Raw genomic sequence first — 19,718 nt, forward strand, 5'->3', positions numbered from 1 at the left:
GTCACTTGTACCATACGGCTGCTCCGGCCCGGCGTCAAGACAGGGCATGATTATTTAGCGGATTCCGTCCCTTATTATCAATAGGCGCAGGGGGCCCTCCGCAAAACATGGTGCGAATTCACTAATCATGGCTAAGGTTGACGGGAAGCTGCGCGATTGAGTAATTATGCTTGTGACGGTCAGTCCATTCCGTTTGATGCCTTTCTGCGGCAAATGTTGAACGATCCAACAGTAGCAGAGCTCACTGATTTTGTTGCCTCATACGTAAAAAATAATACAATTAGCCAAACTGACGGTTTCAAGGGCGATTCTATGAAGCATGAAACAGAGATGGGGGGGAACGTTGAGCGAAGTCCTGCCCCAACTGAATACTGGCAGCAACGCAGTGTTCACTTATTATGGCGGCGGGGAATCTGGTCCGCTTCATGTGGTATTCCATGTATAGGTCTGGGAACAATAAACTGCTTCCATTTGCTGCTTCGACACCTGGATGAACAAGGGCTGGGACCAGTTGTTGGCATTACGATTGCGGATGTAGAGCGCTATTGAGACCAGGAGCATTGACGGACTGATCGAACGACTGGCTGACGACTATGCGGCCCGTCTTCTGGATACCGGACATCGTCAATTTCAGCTAATCGGCTACTGTTTGGGAGTGTTACTGCTAATACATAATGACCGGCGGTTGACGGCGTAAGTTGTCCTGCTGGTGACGGCCAAGCTGTCCGGTCTATGGTGTGAAGAAAGGGAGAATCATGACAATTCTCCCTGGATGACGCGTTTGATCATATGATCGTCAATGATGCGATGTTTGTTCTGCGAGCCGTAGATGAGGCTGTGCGTGCAGACCTTGTTGAAGGCATGAGTCCGGTACAGTACCGAACTCATGCCCAACAAGTTGCCTAATAAAATAATATGTCTAACTTTATGGGGTCACTTCATAGCGGGTGGTTTTTTGTTTCGCGCGTTTCACGCACTCAACTGGCTAAAGCCATAATAAAAACAGTCCACTAGATTTTTAATCTAATGAACTGCTCTTAGTAAAGTAATACCGGCGAGAGGACTCGAACCTCCACGGTTTCCCACTCGATTTTGAGTCGTACATGTTATTGTCCAAGAAGAGGAACATAAAACCCGGAAAAACCTCGTAAAATCAAGGTTTTTCGCGGGTTTTTTCGTTTCTTCCAGGCTACGAGGAGATAAAACATGTCAGAAGCCGGCTCAGAGCCGACTATTATTCCTGACCCTTATACCCTTCTGCTTCTGAATTACCCAGATGTCGTTACGGTGGAGCAAATGTGTGAAATGCTTGGCGGCATCAGCACCAAAAAACAGCTTACAAATTACTGAAAGTAATGAGCACTAGCCTCAATATTTTAAATAAAAAAAGTTCCTGCTCTGCCAAAAAAAGCAGATCAGAAACCTATTATAATTGAAGTGGTGCGGTCGAGAGGACTCGAACCTCCACGGGGGTTAGCCCACACGGACCTGAACCGTGCGCGTCTGCCAATTCCGCCACGACCGCATATTATGTAAAGTCGGTATCGTGTTGATCACCGTAATTAAGAGTATATTACGCCCATAGTTAAAAAGCAAGCATTTTTTAAAAAAATGGTCGAAACCATATATTCCGCGTGATTTCGACCATTCATGGCAACATCAGATCGTCCACTGATCATGAATAATTCCGGATAAGACCCATGTATTCCCTTCCTGCTGAAACACAAGACGCAGGCTTTCCCAGTCCATGCCAGCATAATCAGGATGAACCCCATCGAAGTAATACTCAACGATGACTGCCCCTTTATACTGGCTGGTCGCATTGTTCAACGTATTTCCTTCGCTTTTGGATTGGTTGTAACCCACCCAAGGCGCAGCGGCAAAATCGCTTGTATAAATAAACGTCTTATAATACTTTTCGAAATTCATGGAAATCGGTTTACCGCTGCCATCAAACTCGCCCCAACGGTATAAGGTATCATCTTTAAACCCATCGCGCAGCTGTTGTTTGCTCAACGTGATATCCTTCTGACGGTCCACATAAGCGTATGGGGAGAAGGTGACTCCTTTTGAATGAGCGAATTCTGCAAGCTTCTCAAAATCTTTGTTTTTCAATAGCGTCATCACTTGATCCGCACTCTTGGACAAGGCAGTTTCAGCCTCTTTAGGTGTGAGCACAGGAAAGATCATGGCTTGTTTTGAAGCGTTATTCCAGGTTACCTTGCCTCCGAGACCTTCAGCCGAGAACCGCAGTGGAATATAGACCCGTCCTTCCTTAAGCTTAGGCGAAGCATCCAGCGTCACCCATTTACCGTCTTGTATCGCATTGGGCTTTCCCACTGTATAACTTGTCGTATGTTTACCGTTGCTCACAACCGCGGTCTGCTTGGCTTGATTCCAGTGAACCTCCGCCCCCATCGCAGTCGAAATATCGCGAAAAGGAACCATGACTAGGCCATGCTGAATAATTGCCGGAGAATCGAGCATCAGCTTCCCTCCATTCACTCTAATCTCAATCTGTTTGTTCGAGGATGCCTCCGCTGCCACTACTCCCCCTCCATACTGTAAGTTTCCGGTTAAGGCTATAACCGCCGCAGTAATCCCTGCCAGCAGCACTCGAACCCCTTTGCGCTTCTTCATCAACAGCTGTCACCCCTTCTTATGTTCTCTGTCCATTTTCGCTGATAAATGGCCTATACCCTTAATTCCAAGCGCGAAACGTTATTTTATCTATTCTTACACTTCCATGACGATGCGATTCCGCTTTAAACCTCGATTCATGCTCACGGGCTCCGAATACTCATCCTCCATGATATGTTCCCCCTTATACTAAGGCAATTAAAATATATAATCGCGGAATATATTTTCCAAGCAATTTCAGCAGATTTAATTTATTTCTAATAATGCTTTACATTCCTATTTCATGCGAAGACAGGAAAGAGGGATAGGGATGCTATAAGAAGAATACTCTTACATTAAGATTACATGCGCATAGGAGGACTGTATTTGAAACGATACATGTTGCCATTGATCATCCTGATCATGAGTCTGCTTTATATGTTCTTCATTCCATCCGAACCCTTGGCTGTCAAGCTGCTGTTCAAGCTCATTCCGATGTGGCTCATCATCCTGTTTGCCTATCGGCAATTCCCGCCCCATAGATCCAGAATTCACTATTTGCTGTTAACAGGACTGTTCTTCTGTATGATCGGTGACGGGACGCTCATCTGGTTTGTTGTCGGTCTTTCTGCCTTTCTGATCGGGCATCTGTTCTACACGTCCGGCTTCTTGGGGCAGTGGCGCTATTCAGCTCCCCGCCTTCTCAGCATCGTTCCGATTGCAGCCTATTCGGTATGGATGGGCATCCAATTGGTGTCTTCTCTCAAGTCGAACGGAGAACAGGCTTTGATTATTCCTGTCATCGCCTATATCGCAGTCATTTCGTTCATGCTCTGGACAGCCATCATGACCGGGAATCGATATGCGATGCTTGGAAGCCTGCTCTTTGTCATCTCTGACTCGATCTTGTCCTGGAACATGTTTGTTGCCGATATCCGCTATTCGGACATATGGATCATGACCACTTATTACGCGGCCCAATTCCTGATAGCCAGAAGTATCTCGGCTTTTGACAGCCCTCGATTGCAGGCCTTAGGAAGCTCGTCCTTGAATACATCTGCCGCCCCATAGAAGACATAAAAAAGCCGAGCCCGGGTCCACCCGGGCTCGGCCCTGTGCATCATATGTAGTCCATCATAGGACCTGACCATGTAACATTTTCGCTCATCAAACCAATACAAGAAGCTCTTAATCACGCCAGTTCATGCGTACCTGCTTAATCCCCTCTACCTGCCACAATTGCTCGAACAATCCATTAATTCCCTTGCTGTTAAAAGAGTACACCCGGAACTCCATCGTTACCTTGGTCGAATCGTCTTCCGTCGTGTCATTATTCACGATCATGCCTTCCACCGTCATATTTGCCTTTTGCAGCAATTCCGTAATGGTACTTACATGAACTGGACGATCTCCAGCCTCAATGATGATCTTCAAACTGCCTGACTTTTTAATAAAGAGAAATTTTGATTCCAATTTATTCAACACCAGCGTGCTGACCAGAACGATCGCTGTCGTTATGATCGCGGGCCAGTAAAATCCGGAGCCGACACTTAAACCGATAGCCGCTGCTACCCATAGGGTTGCCGCCGTGGTAAGACCTGAAATGATATGATTGGAACGCCGCAATATTGCCCCGGCACCAAGGAAACCGATACCGCTTACAACTTGTGCCGCCAGCCGGGCAGGATCAAACCTCGCATTAGGATGATTGATCAGTGCAGAATCAAAGCCATAAATGGAAGTCAGCATAATCAGTGTTGATCCGACAGCCACCAAGAGATGGGTTTTTAAACCGGCCTGCTTGTTTCTGCGTTCCCGCTCCCAACCGATTAAACCGCCAAGCAATGCAGCCAATAGCAGCCGCATCAGCATGGTCTCCGTATCCAGTAGAAACACATCCATTCCCTAATCTCCACCCATCTTTGTCATTTACGGAGGATCTTCGCTATACCATATGTTCATCCTGCCAGCGCCATAGCTCTTTGCTGGAGGTGGATATGCCAATTACACCGCTCTTCAAAGCTGTATCAAAATCCTCCAAATCGATCATGAGTCCTCCTGCGATGACGGGTACGTCCACCTCTGCACGAATCCGTTCCATAATCCGCTGACACACCATGCCCGGCAGCACTTCAATGGCATCCGGATTGGAGGCCTTAATCATCTTGATCCCGTTGTCCAGGGAAACAGAATCGAATACAAACAGTCGCTGAACCGTTAACAAGCCCAGTTTCTTCGCTTCAACAATCGCGGTGTTTTTTGTCGTAACAATACCATCGATGCCAACCTTTTCTGCTAAATACTTAACCCCCGTCTTGTCTTTGCCGATCCCTTCAATCAGATCAAAATGCACAAACGAGAGCTTGCCCGCCTCCCGAATCTGCTCAACAATCGATTCGATGATAAAAATATCGGTCTTTAGAATAAACACGATATTCGACTCAGTTGCTAGTACATTGGGGAGTTCATCGGCATTCATTAATGAAGTAATAATGGGCTTACGCTTCAAGCAATACGAAATTCGTTGTGCACCTTCAACACTGGTTTTCATGTCTTCACCTCGTTGCCGCAGCAGCATCTCCAATTCTCCCGTTGCCCCGGCTTATTTTTGTAAATACTCATGACTTGGCTTCGTCTGCCTGCTTCACGGCAGTACCACTGAGATAAATATCGTAGACCGAATTCAGTACATAGGTGGGCTTCACGCTGCTGTTCATCAGATCGTCCCTGGTTGATACGCCTGTCAGCACCATTGCCGTACTCATCCCTGCCTGATTTCCCATCTTGATATCCGTCTCCAGCCGATCCCCTGACATCAGACAATCTTCAGCCTGCACTCCCAAAATATCAAGAGCCGTCAATGCCGTCAAGACGGAGGGTTTGCCCATGACGGTCGTGATTGTTATACCGGCAGTGCCTTCGATGGCACCGATCATACCGCCGCAATCCGGCACATCGCCGCCAGGCATTGGACATGTTCGATCCGGGTGGGTGGCAATCACTTCAGCGCCCCGTTTAATCGCCTGATATGCAAAATCCAGATGACGGTAGTGAAAATCCCGATCCCAAGATACAACCACAACATCGGTTTCCTCCGGTGATGAGGCGAATCGTATTCCATTGTCCAGCAGCTCATTCTTCAATATATCTTCGCCAATGACATACACGTTTGCGCCCGGATGATGTTTTTGAAGATAATGAATCGTAACGAGTGCAGGATTCAATATATTATTCAGTTCAACTTGAATGCCAAGCTTCCTTAATTTCTTCAAATAGTTTTCCCTGGAATCTATCGTTTTGTTGGTCAAAAACAATAGCCTCTTACCTAGTCCCTGCAAATAATGAATGGTCTCCACCGCACCATCAATGGCCTCAGCCCCAAGATAGATCGTGCCGTCCAAATCAAAAATATACCCTGAATAATGATCCATAATTTCGTTCTCCTCTGCATGTTCAATCTGTAATTTCGCCCGCAAACGTAAATTGGACATGTTCTGGCCAGATCAGTTCTGTTATGGACCCACAGTCCCCATCCGTAAAGTATACATATGACAACGTCATGCCCTTTAGTCCTTGGACAAGCGGTTCCACGCGGATACAAAAAAATGAGAAGCACTTTGCATTGAAAAAGCCTTCATTCATGACAAATGAAAGATTCTCGTTATGCAAAGGGCTTCTCATCATCTCTGCCCAGCTCTATAACTTTATATGGTTATACTACATCCACATTTTACATTTGACAAGATGCTCCTGATAAATAAGATTCCTATCGATTCATCGCTGAAACGGCGGAGGAATGCTCGGCTTCCTCGTCGGAGCGCGGTCCTGTGACGTCTTCCCGATCCGGCAGATCCGTAAACCGTTCCATCCTGCTGTCTTCCACCATTCCCCATGCCAATTGCAATTGATCCTGCAGCAGCTCCCATTGCCTGTTGACTTCCACATGATTCCATTCTAAATATTCACGCATTATTCTCATCACGGAAGCAAGGGTTCGCTCGGTTTTTTGCCGGTCGAATAATATCCAGCCTGTTCTTCTTAACAGAAAGTCCACTGCGGTCATCGTCATCTCATATTCGATGGAATACTCGATTTCCGCGCGTAACAATCGAAGCTCGACCGTGTCTGCTTCCTGCGAAGAAGCACCGATCCGGTTCATCAGTTCCATCGTATTGGAGCCGTACCTGTTCATGAGGCTCACAATGTCTTCGGGTCTGATGCCGAGGGATTCACCCTGCTTGATTAACTTCTTCTGAACCTCCTCATAGGTGAGGCCATTCAGGTCGCCTCCGCTGATGGGAACACGATCCGTCGTACAAGGAGGATAGATGGTGCCATCGCCGTCTTGAAGCTGTCTGGCTGCAAGATTCACGACCTTTTCAGCCATTTTCCGAAATCCGGTCAGCTTTCCGCCTGCAATGGTGATCAATCCGGAATCGGATATAAACATCTCATCTTTCCTTGATATTTCCGAAGGATCCTTTCCTTCCTCGCCGACGAGTGGTCGTAACCCCGACCATCCGGATTCAATATCGTTCAGCTTCAGCCTTGATTCCGGAAAAGCATGATTCACCGCATCGATAAGATACCGCCGATCCTCCTCGGTAATACCGGGCTTCTCAATCGCACCCTCATAAAGGGTATCGGTCGTTCCGATGTAGGTCTTGCCCTCTCTTGGAATGACAAAAATCATTCTCCCACCCGGCACATCGAAATAAGCAGCCTGGCGTATGGGAAGCTTGGCATGATCCACCACCAGGTGAACGCCTTTCGTTAAGAGCAGCCGCTTTCCCTTGAGCGAATTATCCTTGAGCCTGACCTGATCCACCCATGGCCCGGCCGCATTGATGATTTTTTTGGCGCATATCGTATAGGTCTTACCACTCACTTGGTCTTCTACGTGAACTCCTACCACTTTTCCTCCTCGATACATGAATTCCTGGACTTTGGCATAATTCGCGATGAGAGCTCCTTTGGCCCTTGCAGACTTCATCACTTCAACCGTTAATCGCGCATCATCGGTTCGGTATTCATAATAATAACCGGAACCTTTCAATCCCTCCTTTCGAAAGAGCGGTTCAAGGGTCAGGGTACTCTCGCGCCGGAACATCTTTCGCCGTTCACTTCGTTTGACCCTTGCCAACCAGTCGTACAGACACAACCCGATCGAGCTGGCAAGATAACCATAAGTACCCTTTTTATAAATAGGGAGCAGCATGGGAATGGGCTCCACCAGATGCGGAGCGCTCCGGTGAAGCAGTGCCCGTTCAGAACCTACCTCGCGTACCAAGCCGATCTCTCCTTGCTTCAAATACCGAAGACCGCCATGAATCAGCTTCGTTGATCTGCAACTCGTTCCCGAAGCAAAATCATTCATTTCCACCAATCCGACGCTCATCCCTCTACAGCTGGCGTCCCAAGCAATTCCCGCACCCGTGATACCGCCGCCAATCACCAGCACATCCAGCTTTTCGGCCGACATGTCCTGCAAATATTGGGTCCGCATCTTGGCGGATAAGCTTGTGTACACCTGACATTCTCCTCTCTAAAAATATAATGAAGAACCTATTCCATAATAAGAACAACGTCTATCGACGTACTTTATCTGAAGACAGACCGCATTTAGCGGAAGTTTTTCTTGCGAGATAAGGATGCTAAGCCTCGGATGTTTATACTTTCTTATCTCTTCAAAAAAAGAACCGCTTCTGCTAAGAATACATACCGAATACAGTACGCATTTAAGCAAAAGGGTTCTCCGTTATCTCCGCCACTTTATGCAATAAATATGATTATTCATTATAGGTTGCTTTTATACTTATGTCTACATGGAGCCCATTCAGAACCGTTAAAGCCGATTCTCACTTTTTTCGTAAAGCCGATGGAGCCATACTTTTATATTTTTTGAAGGTTCGACTGAAATAATAAATATCATTAAATCCGGTTGCAGCCGCGATTTCGGATACCGTAAGCGGACTTTCACGAAGTAGATAATCCGCCCGGTTGAGCCTCGTCTCATTCACATACTCTGTCACGGTCCGACCGCTGATCTCCTTGAACAAGCGACTGAAATGAAAACGGCTGAGACCAGCCATGCTTGATAGGAGCTCCACTGACAAATCCTCCCGGTAATGCTCCTCAATATACTTGAATATCGGGGCAAAGCGCTCTACATTCTTCATCCGCTCGACGTATTCATCCAGTGTAAGGACCGTCGCTACATAACCTCGTACAAGCAGCGTAAGCAGCCGATACAGCTCTGATTTGACCGCCAGCTCATAACCGAATTCCCGCTGTTCCAGCTCATGAATGATGGACAACATGGAGGCTAGCGCATCATCCCCGCTAATTCGATTCTCGAAGATTAGCCGGTTCTGGGTGATGGGTGTGATGAATTTCATCTCGGTTGCATCCAGCGAATGGCTCTGAAGCAGCGAAAAGTCCGCGATTAACGCATAATAAAACAAATGATCCGATAAGCTGAGGCCGTAATGCAGCTCATTCCGGTTAATGACGATCATATCGCCTTCCTTGACCGTGAAGGTGGACGAGCCGCACTCCAGACTCGCTTCCCCAGATATAATATATAGAATTTCAAGATGTTCATGCCAATGATGGTTAAACAAAACCTGTCCCCGGCCGTCAAACTCGCAACGATGGACCTTAATCGGAAACTGAGGATCCGGCATTGTCATCGGTTCTTGAAGTGTTTTGTCCAATGTTCTGATCTCCTTCCAGTAAGACAGCACAATTGTACAAACAAACAGCACGGTTTATCATGGTGTCTTCCTCTAAAAGCATTATAATACGAAAGTGTAATGCAGTAAATTCAGAGGAGTGAACTCATGAAATCTATTAATATTGGCGTCATTGGCACGGGATCGATCTCTGCTATGCATTTGCAATCTTATCAAAAACATGCGAACGCGAATTTGCTCGCCGTGTGCGATTTAAATGAAGAAAGAGCACAGCGTGCAGCTGAAAAATACGGTGCTACCAAAGTCTACACCGATTATAACGAACTTCTGGCTGATCCGGAAATCGATGCTGTAAGCATCTGTACCTGGAACAATACGCATGCCGAAATCAGTATTGCGGCACTGAATGCGGGCAAACACGTTCTGGTTGAGAAACCTCTCTGCCGTACCGTTGAGGAAGCGCTTCAAGTACAGGAAGCCGTTAAATCTTCCGGCAAGCTGCTTCAGGTCGGCTTCGTAAGACGTTACGATCCTAACGCTCAAATGCTCCGCGAGTTTGCAGACAAGGGTGAATTCGGGGAAATCTATTTCGCGAAGGCTTCCTCCGTTCGCCGTCTCGGCAATCCAGGCGGCTGGTTCTCTGACATTGAGCGTTCCGGCGGCGGACCTCTCATCGATATCGGCGTGCATGTCATTGATCTGTGCTGGTACATGATGGGTCGCCCTAAACCAGTTTCTGTAAGCGCCAATACATACCGGAAGCTGGGCAATCGCTCTAACGTTCGCAACCTCTCCTTCTACAAAGCGGCTGACTATGACGCGGAGAAGAACACGGTTGAGGATATGGCGAATGCGATGATTCGTTTTGAAAACGGCGCTTCTATACTGGTGGACGTCAGCTTCACGCTGCACGCTAAGGAAAATCTGCAATCCGTTAAATTATATGGAGACAAGGGCGGCTTTGAAATTGATCCTGAAGTGGTCATCGTCACGGAGAAACACGATACCATCATCAACATTCAGCCTCAGACAGACAGCACAGGATTCGCGTTCGACGCGGCTTTCCAAAGCGAAGTCGATCATTTCATTTCCAGCATCGAGAACGGCACATCACCTCTCAGCCCAGTAGAAGACGGCGTTGAGATCATGAAGATTCTGTGCGGGATCTATGAATCCGCCGAAAAAGGGGTTGAAGTTCTACTATGAAACTTGGAATAAGCTCGTACAGCCTGTACCAGGCCATGAACAAAGGCGAAATGACCATTACCGATGTCATCGACTACGTTGCAGAAATCGGTGGAGAGCATATCGAGATCGTTCCGCTCGGCTTTAACCTGAAGGAAACACCGGAGTTGATCGATACAATTAAATCCCATGCCGCTTCCAAAGGGCTTGAAATTTCCAACTATGCCATCGGCGCCAATTTTGCGGAATTGGATGACGCTGCATATGAAGCGGAGATTGAACGAGTTAAAGGTGAAGTGGACATCGCAGCCGCACTTGGCGTTAAGCTGATGCGTCATGACGTAGCCTCTTCCAAAGACTTGTCCATCACGCATTTCCTGGAGGAGCTTCCCCGCCTCGCCAATGCATGCCGGATCATTGCCGATTATGCGGCTGAACGCGGCATTACGACAAGCGTGGAGAACCATGGCTATTTCATTCAACATAGCGACCGTGTAAAAGCGCTGGTTCAGACCGTGAATCACCCTAACTTCAAAACAACCCTGGATATCGGAAACTTCCTCTGTGCAGATGAGGTGTCCACTGTGGCTGTCAAGAATAACATCGGCTTGGCCTCGATGGTTCACTTCAAGGACTTCTATTATCGCCCGGCTCACCGCGCACCTGGATCCGGTTGGTTTAATACCTCCAGCGGCAACTGGCTGCGTGGCGCGATTGTCGGCCAAGGCGATATCGATATGCCCGAAGTCGTTCGCATCGTGAAGGAATCCGGTTATGACGGTTACATCTCGATTGAATTCGAGGGGCTGGAAGATTGCCGCACGGGAGCTAAGTTTGGATTGGAATATGTCCGTAAAGCCTGGAATGAAGTTTAAGTTAGACGGTCGATGGATGAACACAAGGATGATACAAGGGGGATATTAGGATGTCGAAGCCTATCATGCCTAACAAAATTGGCGTTATTGTTGACAGCTTTCGAGTTGGAGTAAGAGACGGCCTTCTTAAAGCCCGGGATGTCGGAGCAGACGGCGTTCAGATCTATGCCGTTCATGGCGAAATGGATCCGGCCAACCTCTCTGCTTCGGCCCGTAAAGAATTGAAGGATTACATCGATTCACTGGGACTTGAAATCTCCGCTCTCGTTGGTGACCTTGGCGGACACGGTTTCCAGGACCCTGCCGAAAATGCGGCTAAAATCGAGAAATCCAAACGAATCATGGAGCTCGGCTTGGAGCTGGGAACCAATATCATCACCACGCATATCGGTATCGTGCCGCAAGATCATAACAGCCGCGTATATGAAACGATGCATAAAGCTTGTCTGGAGCTTAGCACACTCGCGAAGTCGATGGACGCCTTCTTTGCCATCGAGACAGGTCCGGAGCCTTCTGCTCATTTGAAATCATTCCTGGATGGCCTCGGTTCCAACGGTGTGTCCGTTAACTTTGATCCTGCCAATATGGTCATGGTCACTGGAGACGATCCGGTACAGGGTGTGTACAATCTGAAAGATTATATCGTTCATACACACGCGAAGGACGGAATCAAGCTGGCTGACTATATCGATCCTCGCGATGTATACGGTGATTTCGGATACGAAGCACCTGCGCTTGACCATGACAAAATTGCCGATATGGCTGAATCCGGCGAGAAGTTCCGTGAGGTACCTCTTGGAGAAGGTGGCGTTAACTGGAATGCTTACTTGCAAGCTCTCAAGGATATTGGCTATACGGGGTATCTGACAATCGAACGTGAAGTGAAAGCCAATCCGGAAGCGGATATCAAGCTCGCCGTGGACTTCTTGAAAACATTCAGAGCTTAACGTTTACACGATTATTTAGTGTTCTTGCTGTGGGATATCAGGCGCTATTGCTTTGGTCATCTGCAATGAGCTCATTAACCAAATAACTAAACAAGGCCAATCAGGTTATTCCCTGATTGGCCTTGTTTATATTTGTTCTACCCTATAGTAAGTAAAATTAGGATACTACCTGTTTCCCAGATACCGTCTCCAAAGCGCCGTTCGCTCTCGCGGAACGAATCTCGGCTTCAATAATTTCTAGCGATCCGGCAGCGCTTTCTGGTGTACATACCGTTACCGGCTTTCCTTGCGCAACATGCTCAATGAAATACCGGAGTTCACGGTAATAGCCGGAATCCTCGGACAGCTCAGCCGTAAAGCCTGGAGCGTTTTCAGGGTACACCGTCAGTTCATTATTCTCAAACACCAGCGTAGCCTCTTCCAGATTCACCCGATATCCCATATAGAAACCGTGTTCGCCGTGCAGTGTCCAATCCGCATGCGCGTTAATCACTTTGCCATCCGGGAAACTGTAGTGGGTGGATACGATATCGTACGAGCTTCCTTTAATAATCGTTTTGGCGAATGTCGATACCCGCTCAGGTTTGCCCATAAGATAGTGGATCATATCCACGTCATGCACATGCATGTCCGTAATGCAGCCACCACTCTTGTCTCCTTCCAGGAACCAGCCTTTAGGCGGCTCCGATCCCCGGAAGAATTCGCCTGCAACGATGCTTCCATAACGGCCGTCCTCCACACATTCTTTCAAATATTCATAGGCTGGCCAGAAACGCAGGCATTGTCCGATCATGAGCGTTTTTCCTGTGCGCTCCGCTGTTTTCACCATGCGCCAGGCTTCCTCCGAGCTGCCTGCGACAGGTTTCTCGCACATGACGTGAATGCCCTTCTCCAGCAGCATGCAGGACATGTCTGCATGCAAATATGTCGGCAGGCATACATCCACTATATCCAGCTCTTCATTCTCCAGCATTTTGTCCACATGGTCATAAAGATGATAGGGCTCCAGGTCGTATACATCCCGCTCGGTCGCCATATTGCCGTTGGCTTTGCTGTCCTTAAGCTCATCAATACGCAGATCGCAAATCGCCACCAGTTGGATGTCCGCACCCTCTTCGGCTAGTCGAACATAATTGTCGAAATGCATGCGCCCCATGAAACCAAATCCCAATATTCCGATTTTTAGCATTCTCTTTCCCTCCGTATCCCTTATTATGATTGGCCTTGATGCTGGCGTGCATCCGGCTTGCGCAAAGATGGCGTACGTCCAAGAATCGCATCCATTGCATTGGATGTATTAAATATGATCTGCTCCGAATAGTGGGTATACGCCGGGATCATCTCTGCCGTGACATAGTTGTCATAGCCGATCAAGCGCAGCGCTTCAACAACGGCCGGATAATTAACGTCCCCTGCCAACAGGTCGACAAAACCGTGCAATCCGCCTGCCTGTCTGCGGTAATCTTTGAAATGGACTTTTTTGATCCGCTCACCCAAAATCCGAATCCAGTGCTCCGGATAACCGTTATGCACAACATTGCCTACGTCGAAATAGGAGCCGACATATTCGGAACCGATCTCATCAATGAAGGTCCGCAACTCCAGCGGTGACAGCAGGAATTTATTCCATACATTCTCGAGTGCGATGGCAACGCCGGCGCTTTCCGCGTAAGGAACCAGCTTACGAATGGATTCTTGAGCCCGCTCGTAGGCATATTCGTAGTCAATAACTGCTGAACCGGGAACGAAATCGACCCCGACCGCCCCTGGGATCACAAGTATGGCATCCACTCCAAAAGCGGACGCGAGTTCCAGCTGCTTCTTGCAAATATCCATGGCCTTCTCACGGACAGCCGGGTCATCACTTGTCATCGGGTATTCCCAATACAAACCTGTTGCCAAACCCGCGATTTCCAGGTCCGCTTCTTTCAGCTGTGCCGCTATGGCCTGTACTTCCTTGTCGCCAGCCTGAAGTCCGAGCTCCCCTGTTTGGTTTAATGACAATTCGATTCCTTCAAACCCAGCTTCTTTTGCCAATCGGATGCAGTCGGAGATGGAAGCATCTCCCGGGAACGACCAGATATTAATCCCTTTCTTCATCGTGAATCCCTCCTAAAATCAATAGGTTGATGTTGTAACACTCGTTTTCTGAAACACATCATTTGACTTTTTCCGTCAAGTTGTAAATAAACCATTCGGATGTAATAATACTTATATAATAAATAAATATTCCGCCAAATGATTTAGATAGAAAAGTGATTATTTGGACAATTCCGTTCTATTTATCATCTCTTAATAACATTTTGGAGTGAGTTTACAATGGCCGATATGGATCTCAATTTTCCGATAAAACGCGAAGCGCCTTTTAGGGAATGGTCACCCTGCATTCACTATGCTCAGTTTCAACGCATGGCGACGGGATCACTCCCGCAGCGCAGGTTATACGATTTTGAACTGCTCTATGTATACCAAGGGGAAGCCGCTACAACGATGTACGGGAACCGCTATCGCATCGAAGCTGGTCAGTTGATCTTTCTGCCGTCAGGTGTTTACCATCAGAATGAGGTGGTTTCCCATCCTGATGCGCGGTTTCTGGGGATTCATTTTGATTTCTTTGATGAGCTGGACATACAGACCGAAGCTGATATGATCGTGAATGAAGCCGTGCTGGATACAGATAAATTCGCGCATGAAGCGGTGTCCTCCGCATTTCCCCCACTCTCTTCCCGTGTCATCTACACGCCACCATTGCCTTGCGTTCAGATGATGGAACGAATCGTGGAGGAATTCACCCTGCGTCCCGCCGGCTATGAGCTTGCCTGCAAAGGGCTGATGCTGGATGTGCTCGTGCAACTGCTTCGGACGCATCCTTCCCAAGCCTTGACGGAAACGTCACCGCACGATGCCAAACTGATTGAACTGATGTCTCAAATCGAAAAAGCTCCAGCCAAAGACTGGAGCAACAAAGTGATTGCGGAGCATTTGATGTTAAGCCCGGATCATACCGCCAAATTGTTTAAACGCTTTGCCGGAATGCCGCCAAGTGAATTCGTGCAAACCGTTCGTCATCGCGAAGCGCGCCGGCTTCTCCGGGAATCCGACATCTCGATCGAGATGGTTGGCGAAGGGGTCGGATACCCGGACATTCATTATTTCAGCCGGATCTTCCGCAGACTGGAGGGAATTACCGCTACCGATTACCGTAAACTCTCAAGAATTCTGTAAGGTGGGCAGACCACGGTCAGCACTTGCATGCGTTCGAAGCCAGCGCTCCATTCGGTCGAGTGCTTCGCTCAATTGATCGGACGAAGTTGCATACGAGCAGCGAATAAAGCCTTCGCCCCCGGCGCCAAACACATGACCGGGTACAACGGCGACTTTTGCCTCCCGAAGCAATCGCTCCGCAAACTGCTGCGAGCCCAGACCCGTTCCGGTTATGCTGGGGAACGCGTAGAAAGCACCCTGAGGATCGCGGCAGCTTAGGCCGATATCGGTCAGACCTTGCACAAACATCTTTCTGCGTTCATCATAAGCCTGCTTCATCACGTCCCGATCCCCGAGTCCATTCCTTAAACATTCGAGAGCCGCAATCTGCCCCATGATGGGTGCACAGAGCGCAGTATACTGATGAATCTTGACCATAGCGCTCACCAAGTGGGAATCGCCGCAGAGGTAACCCACCCGCCAGCCCGTCATGGCAAAGGCTTTGGAAAATCCACCAATGACGATGGTGCGCTCCCGCATCCGAGGCAGCGAAGCAATACTGGTATGCGTGCGGCCATAGGTAAGCTCGGCATACATCTCGTCTGAAATCACCACCAAATTGTGCGTAACCGCAAGGTGCGCAATCGGAAGCCAATCCTCATAGGTCATCACGGCGCCTGTCGGATTGCTTGGAAAGTTAACAACGATCGCTTTCGTCCGAGGGGTAATCGCCTTCTGCAGCGCATCCGCAGTCAATTTGAAGTTATGCTCTGCTGAGAGCTCCAGTTCAACAACAGTTCCTCCGTTCAATTGCACAAGAGGAGCATAAGCGACATATCCCGGCACGGGAATAATAATTTCATCTCCCGGCGAAATGAGCGCCCGCAGCGTAAGATCAATCGCTTCGCTGCCGCCAACCGTGACCAGTATCTCTCTCGTCGGTTCGTATTGCAGCTGGAATCCGGTATCCAGATATTCCGCAATCCCTTCCCTTAGCTCCATTAGCCCTTCATTCGGCGTATACATCGTGCGGCCATGCTCCAGAGCTCGTTTGCAGGCCTCAATCGCACACGATGGCGTCACAAAATCCGGTTCCCCCACGCCGAGAGAAATGACATCATCATCCGCTTCCGCCGCATTAAAAAATTGCCGGATGCCGGAAGGCGGCATGACTTGCACCGTTGATGTTAGAAAGCTGCTCGTTGTATTCATATGCCTCTACTCCTTGCCTTCGCTTTTTCGTTCCGATAATGAAGTTTCAATGATGGCATCCAAAAGCCCGCTGAACGAATAGCCCGCCGCTTCCGCGCTTCTTGGCAGCAAACTGTTCTTCGTTAAACCCGGAAGCGTATTGACCTCCAAAATATAAGGAGTCTCTTCCTTCAGGATGATATCGATTCGGGCATACACACTGCACTTCAGCGCCTTATAGCATTGAAGCGCAGCTGCGCGCACCCGCTGCTGAAGTTCGGCAGGAAGCTCAATTACTTGCTCATCCGCTTCGCCTTCTTCGTATTTGGATGTATAATCGAAAAACTCGGAGTTCGGCTTGATGGACACAATCGGGAGCATCTCGCCGTTCAAGACCGGGCAAGTAATCTCTTCTCCCTTGATCATTTGCTCGATCATCACCGAGCGGTCCCACCGCAATGCCTCTTCGACGGCAGAAGCAAGGGCTGCCGAATCACGCACGATCCGAGTGCCCACGCTGGACCCGCCTGCATTCGGCTTCACCACGACAGGAAATCCGAGTCCCTCCACGTCAGCGGCGGCCAACTCCTCCATACTGCTGACCATGATCCAATCGGCTGTAATCAATCCCTCGTACCGCAGCAGCTTCTTGCTCAGGTCTTTATCCATGCAAACGCTGCTGGAGAGAACACCGCTGCCTGTATACGGAATGCCCAGGGAGTCGAGTGTGCCTTGCACCGTCCCGTCTTCCCCGTATTGCCCGTGCAGGGCGAGCAAAGCAATATCGATGCCTTTCGTTTTGCTGATCAGCTCGCGTTTATTGTTAATCTCGATCGGATAAACCTCGTAGCGGCTTTTATCCAGATGAGCGATCATCTCTTTGCCAGTCATTAGCGAAACTTCACGCTCGGATGATACGCCTCCCATGATGACGCCAACCTTCATGATGTAGACCTCCTAAAAGTTTTGTGACACCTCTCCGCATGCCCCGCCTTCACCGTTGCAGTCAGAGATCCGACTTCCTTGTAAGCTGATCATCACTACGCATGCGGATTATTCTTCCGATCTCTGTTGCCCTCAGATTTCTACTGGTTTGAATACTCATTGTTAAAATCCGACGGCAAAGGAGAACGCTGCGCTTCTACACAATAATTCCGCCTTCTCCGTTGAAGTCAAAAGTTCTTTTTCTCAGACCAACTTCCTTGCAAGCTGAGCATCACTCCGCATGCGGATTATTCTTCCGATCTCTGTTGCCCTCAGATTTCCGCTGATTGAATATTCATTTGTTGAAATCCGACGGCAAAGGAGAACGCTGCGCTTCTACAGAATCATTCCGCCTTCTCCGTTGCAGTCAAAAGTTCTTTTTCTCAGACCAACTTCCTTGCAAGCTGCTCATCACTACGCATGCGGATTATTCTTCCGATCTCTGTTGCCCTCAGATTTCTGCTGATTGAATATTCATTTGTTGAAATCCGACGGCAAAGGAGAACGCTGCGCTTCTACAGAATCATTCCGCCTTCTCCGTTGAAGCTTTACTACACCAGCTTTCTGGCCGCCTCGCCGATGATGCGGATTCCCTTCTCGATGTTCTCGTCGGAGACGCGGGAGAATCCGAGGCGCATGGTGTGATGGCCGCCGCCATCGGTATAGAAAATGTCGCCCGGCGTGAACACCACTCCCTGGGCTGAGCATGCCTCTAACAGTTCCCGGGTCCGGAAGTCGGGACCGAATTCAACAAACAGGTGAAGCCCGCCGTCGCCGGACAACCGCTCCATCGGAATCCACTCCTCGCAGCAGCGGATCGCCAGCTCATATTTCCGCTTGTACTCGGCCTTCGCCCTCTTTAAATATTTCTCGAAGTTGCCGTTGTACAGATATTGAAAGAGCAGGGATTGATCCAGGGTCGACGTATGAATGCTGCGGGCGCGCTTCACGCTCTCCAGATAATGAATCAAGGTCTTGTCGGCAAGCACCCAACCGACTCGCAGGCCAGGAAATAGGATTTTGGAGAAGCTGCCCAAATAGATCACGCTGTTGTTCTCTCCGCCTGCACATGCAACGAGAGGCGCGATGTGCGAGCCCGAATAGCGCAGCTCTTCGTTGAAACCGTCTTCGATAACGGGAATTTCGTACTCATTCAGCAGCCGGAGCGCTTCCAGCCTCTTCTGGTGAGACATCACGATTCCTGTAGGATTATGATAGGAAGGCACAAGGTACGCCATGTCGTACGTCCGCTCCGACAGCTCGCGTGCAAGCCCCGTCAGGCTGATGCCGTCTTGCTCCATCTCGACGCCGGTAATGGCGTACCCGTGCATTTTGAAATTTTTAATAGCTGTATGATGGGTAGGATTCTCGCACAGAATGCGGCCATGCCCTTTGTTCAAGGCGGATAGCACCAGACTTAATCCTTCCGTAAAACCGCTGGTGATCAGCATATCCTTACCCTGAATGTTCACGCCCTTGTTCTCCATATAACGGAGGAGGTAATCAATAAGCGGTTTATAGCCCTTGGCGTAACCGTAGTTTAGAAGTACATCACCTTCAAGCGACATCCGGTCCAGGAATGCACGTTTGACATTTTGCAGATCGAACAGCTTCTCATCGGGAGCGATGCTTGTAAAAGATATGGAGCCCTTCTCAGCGCGGATGCCGTGTTTCATCAGATCATTCTCTTCCGCAAGCCTGGCGTATTCGTTCAGACGAGGACCCCAGTCCAGCCGTTTGCCTTCGGGCTGCATGGATGCCCCGCTGATCGAAGGGACAACAAAGTGCCCTTGCCCTTTAACCGCGTAGATATAACCTTCATCCTCCAAATCCGAGTAAGCACTCAGGACCGTATTACGGCCTACCCGAAACAGCGCGCTTAGCTCGCGCGTGGAGGGGAGCTTCTGATCGGCTTGCAGCGCCCCGGTCGTCATCAAGCGCTTCATGTAATCTTTGACTTGAATATACGCCGGGCGGTCATTCGCCAACTTGAAATCCAAATACATCGTCCGTTCCCC

At 48.9% G+C, this 19,718-nt stretch carries 19 protein-coding genes and 1 tRNA gene; 7 read left to right on the forward strand and 13 right to left on the reverse strand.

Going from position 1 to position 19,718, the window contains the following annotated elements; genetic code table 11:
* The first annotated feature begins 156 nt into the window (after nt 1-156).
* Nucleotides 157-549: a hypothetical protein gene (locus tag NYE54_RS24710; RefSeq protein WP_339266892.1), complete on the forward strand. Its 393-nt coding sequence runs from the start codon at nt 157-159 to the stop codon at nt 547-549.
* Nucleotides 550-753: 204 nt separating this feature from the next.
* Here NYE54_RS24710 and NYE54_RS24715 read toward each other — a convergent pair whose 3' ends face one another.
* Nucleotides 754-888, reverse strand: coding sequence for a hypothetical protein (locus tag NYE54_RS24715; RefSeq protein WP_339266894.1), 135 nt, complete (start codon nt 886-888; stop codon nt 754-756).
* Nucleotides 889-1,206: 318 nt separating this feature from the next.
* Here NYE54_RS24715 and NYE54_RS24720 point away from each other — a divergent pair, with 318 nt between their 5' ends.
* Nucleotides 1,207-1,350, forward strand: a complete 144-nt coding sequence (locus NYE54_RS24720) for a hypothetical protein (RefSeq protein ID WP_213643833.1) — start codon at nt 1,207-1,209, stop codon at nt 1,348-1,350.
* Between the two features lie 88 nt (nt 1,351-1,438).
* Here the strand turns inward: NYE54_RS24720 and NYE54_RS24725 are convergent.
* Together NYE54_RS24725 and NYE54_RS24730 are read right to left on the reverse strand one after the other, a co-directional pair.
* Nucleotides 1,439-1,525: transfer RNA gene (locus NYE54_RS24725), tRNA-Leu, on the reverse strand.
* A 134-nt stretch (nt 1,526-1,659) separates the two neighbouring features.
* Nucleotides 1,660-2,640 carry a copper amine oxidase N-terminal domain-containing protein gene (locus tag NYE54_RS24730; protein ID WP_076325671.1) on the reverse strand — a complete coding sequence of 327 codons (981 nt, stop codon included), beginning with the start codon at nt 2,638-2,640 and terminating at the stop codon, nt 1,660-1,662.
* A 366-nt stretch (nt 2,641-3,006) separates the two neighbouring features.
* Here NYE54_RS24730 and NYE54_RS24735 point away from each other — a divergent pair, with 366 nt between their 5' ends.
* Nucleotides 3,007-3,690 (forward strand): lysoplasmalogenase, encoded by a 684-nt coding sequence (locus tag NYE54_RS24735; protein WP_083659815.1) that lies wholly within the window; start codon nt 3,007-3,009, stop codon nt 3,688-3,690.
* Between the two features lie 117 nt (nt 3,691-3,807).
* Here NYE54_RS24735 and NYE54_RS24740 read toward each other — a convergent pair whose 3' ends face one another.
* The 5 genes from NYE54_RS24740 to NYE54_RS24760 form a co-directional block, all read right to left on the reverse strand.
* Nucleotides 3,808-4,521, reverse strand: a complete 714-nt coding sequence (locus NYE54_RS24740; RefSeq protein ID WP_339266896.1) for an MgtC/SapB family protein — start codon at nt 4,519-4,521, stop codon at nt 3,808-3,810.
* A gap of 43 nt (nt 4,522-4,564) precedes the next feature.
* Nucleotides 4,565-5,170 carry a glycerol-3-phosphate responsive antiterminator gene (locus NYE54_RS24745; RefSeq protein ID WP_076325856.1) on the reverse strand — a complete coding sequence of 202 codons (606 nt, stop codon included), beginning with the start codon at nt 5,168-5,170 and terminating at the stop codon, nt 4,565-4,567.
* Nucleotides 5,171-5,237: 67 nt separating this feature from the next.
* A complete protein-coding gene (locus tag NYE54_RS24750; protein WP_213643830.1) occupies nt 5,238-6,050 on the reverse strand; it encodes an HAD-IIA family hydrolase in 813 nt (270 codons plus the stop codon).
* Nucleotides 6,051-6,385: 335 nt separating this feature from the next.
* Nucleotides 6,386-8,149 (reverse strand): glycerol-3-phosphate dehydrogenase/oxidase, encoded by a 1,764-nt coding sequence (locus NYE54_RS24755; RefSeq protein WP_339266899.1) that lies wholly within the window; start codon nt 8,147-8,149, stop codon nt 6,386-6,388.
* Between the two features lie 328 nt (nt 8,150-8,477).
* Complete coding sequence (locus NYE54_RS24760) at nt 8,478-9,335, reverse strand: AraC family transcriptional regulator (protein ID WP_076325666.1); 858 nt, start codon at nt 9,333-9,335, stop codon at nt 8,478-8,480.
* A 126-nt stretch (nt 9,336-9,461) separates the two neighbouring features.
* Between NYE54_RS24760 and NYE54_RS24765 the strand changes: the two genes are divergently transcribed.
* Genes NYE54_RS24765 through NYE54_RS24775 form a run of 3 tightly spaced genes read left to right on the forward strand, consistent with a single transcriptional unit; the run spans nt 9,462 to nt 12,321 of the window.
* Nucleotides 9,462-10,520: a Gfo/Idh/MocA family oxidoreductase gene (locus NYE54_RS24765; protein WP_076325665.1), complete on the forward strand. Its 1,059-nt coding sequence runs from the start codon at nt 9,462-9,464 to the stop codon at nt 10,518-10,520.
* The gene (locus NYE54_RS24770; protein WP_076325664.1) at nt 10,517-11,374 is read left to right on the forward strand and encodes a sugar phosphate isomerase/epimerase family protein; all 858 of its coding nucleotides are present in this window, start codon (nt 10,517-10,519) and stop codon (nt 11,372-11,374) included. Before NYE54_RS24765 ends, NYE54_RS24770 begins: the two co-directional genes overlap by 4 nt.
* Nucleotides 11,375-11,424: 50 nt before the next feature.
* Entirely contained in the window at nt 11,425-12,321 is an 897-nt protein-coding gene (locus tag NYE54_RS24775) for a sugar phosphate isomerase/epimerase family protein (RefSeq protein ID WP_339266902.1), read from the forward strand.
* Nucleotides 12,322-12,478: 157 nt separating this feature from the next.
* Here the strand turns inward: NYE54_RS24775 and NYE54_RS24780 are convergent, their stop codons facing one another.
* On the reverse strand, nt 12,479-13,510 hold the full coding sequence (locus NYE54_RS24780; protein ID WP_076325662.1) for a Gfo/Idh/MocA family oxidoreductase: 1,032 nt from the start codon (nt 13,508-13,510) through the stop codon (nt 12,479-12,481).
* A 23-nt stretch (nt 13,511-13,533) separates the two neighbouring features.
* A complete protein-coding gene (locus NYE54_RS24785; RefSeq protein WP_339266904.1) occupies nt 13,534-14,421 on the reverse strand; it encodes a sugar phosphate isomerase/epimerase family protein in 888 nt (295 codons plus the stop codon).
* A 219-nt stretch (nt 14,422-14,640) separates the two neighbouring features.
* Here NYE54_RS24785 and NYE54_RS24790 point away from each other — a divergent pair, with 219 nt between their 5' ends.
* Nucleotides 14,641-15,546 (forward strand): AraC family transcriptional regulator, encoded by a 906-nt coding sequence (locus tag NYE54_RS24790; RefSeq protein WP_339266906.1) that lies wholly within the window; start codon nt 14,641-14,643, stop codon nt 15,544-15,546.
* On the opposite strand, the gene NYE54_RS24795 is transcribed toward NYE54_RS24790, so the two are convergent.
* From NYE54_RS24795 to NYE54_RS24805, 3 genes are all read right to left on the reverse strand, one after another.
* Nucleotides 15,532-16,737 (reverse strand): aminotransferase class I/II-fold pyridoxal phosphate-dependent enzyme, encoded by a 1,206-nt coding sequence (locus tag NYE54_RS24795; RefSeq protein ID WP_339266908.1) that lies wholly within the window; start codon nt 16,735-16,737, stop codon nt 15,532-15,534. The two genes, NYE54_RS24790 and NYE54_RS24795, sit on opposite strands and share 15 nt — an antisense overlap.
* 6 nt (nt 16,738-16,743) lie before the next feature.
* On the reverse strand, nt 16,744-17,661 hold the full coding sequence (locus NYE54_RS24800; protein WP_076325658.1) for a D-alanine--D-alanine ligase: 918 nt from the start codon (nt 17,659-17,661) through the stop codon (nt 16,744-16,746).
* A gap of 590 nt (nt 17,662-18,251) precedes the next feature.
* The gene (locus NYE54_RS24805) at nt 18,252-19,706 is read right to left on the reverse strand and encodes a PLP-dependent aminotransferase family protein (RefSeq protein ID WP_339266910.1); all 1,455 of its coding nucleotides are present in this window, start codon (nt 19,704-19,706) and stop codon (nt 18,252-18,254) included.
* Nucleotides 19,707-19,718: the final 12 nt, after the last annotated feature.

Origin of the sequence: Paenibacillus sp. FSL K6-1330 (genome assembly GCF_037976825.1) — a bacterium.
Classification (GTDB): domain Bacteria; phylum Bacillota; class Bacilli; order Paenibacillales; family Paenibacillaceae; genus Paenibacillus_AQ.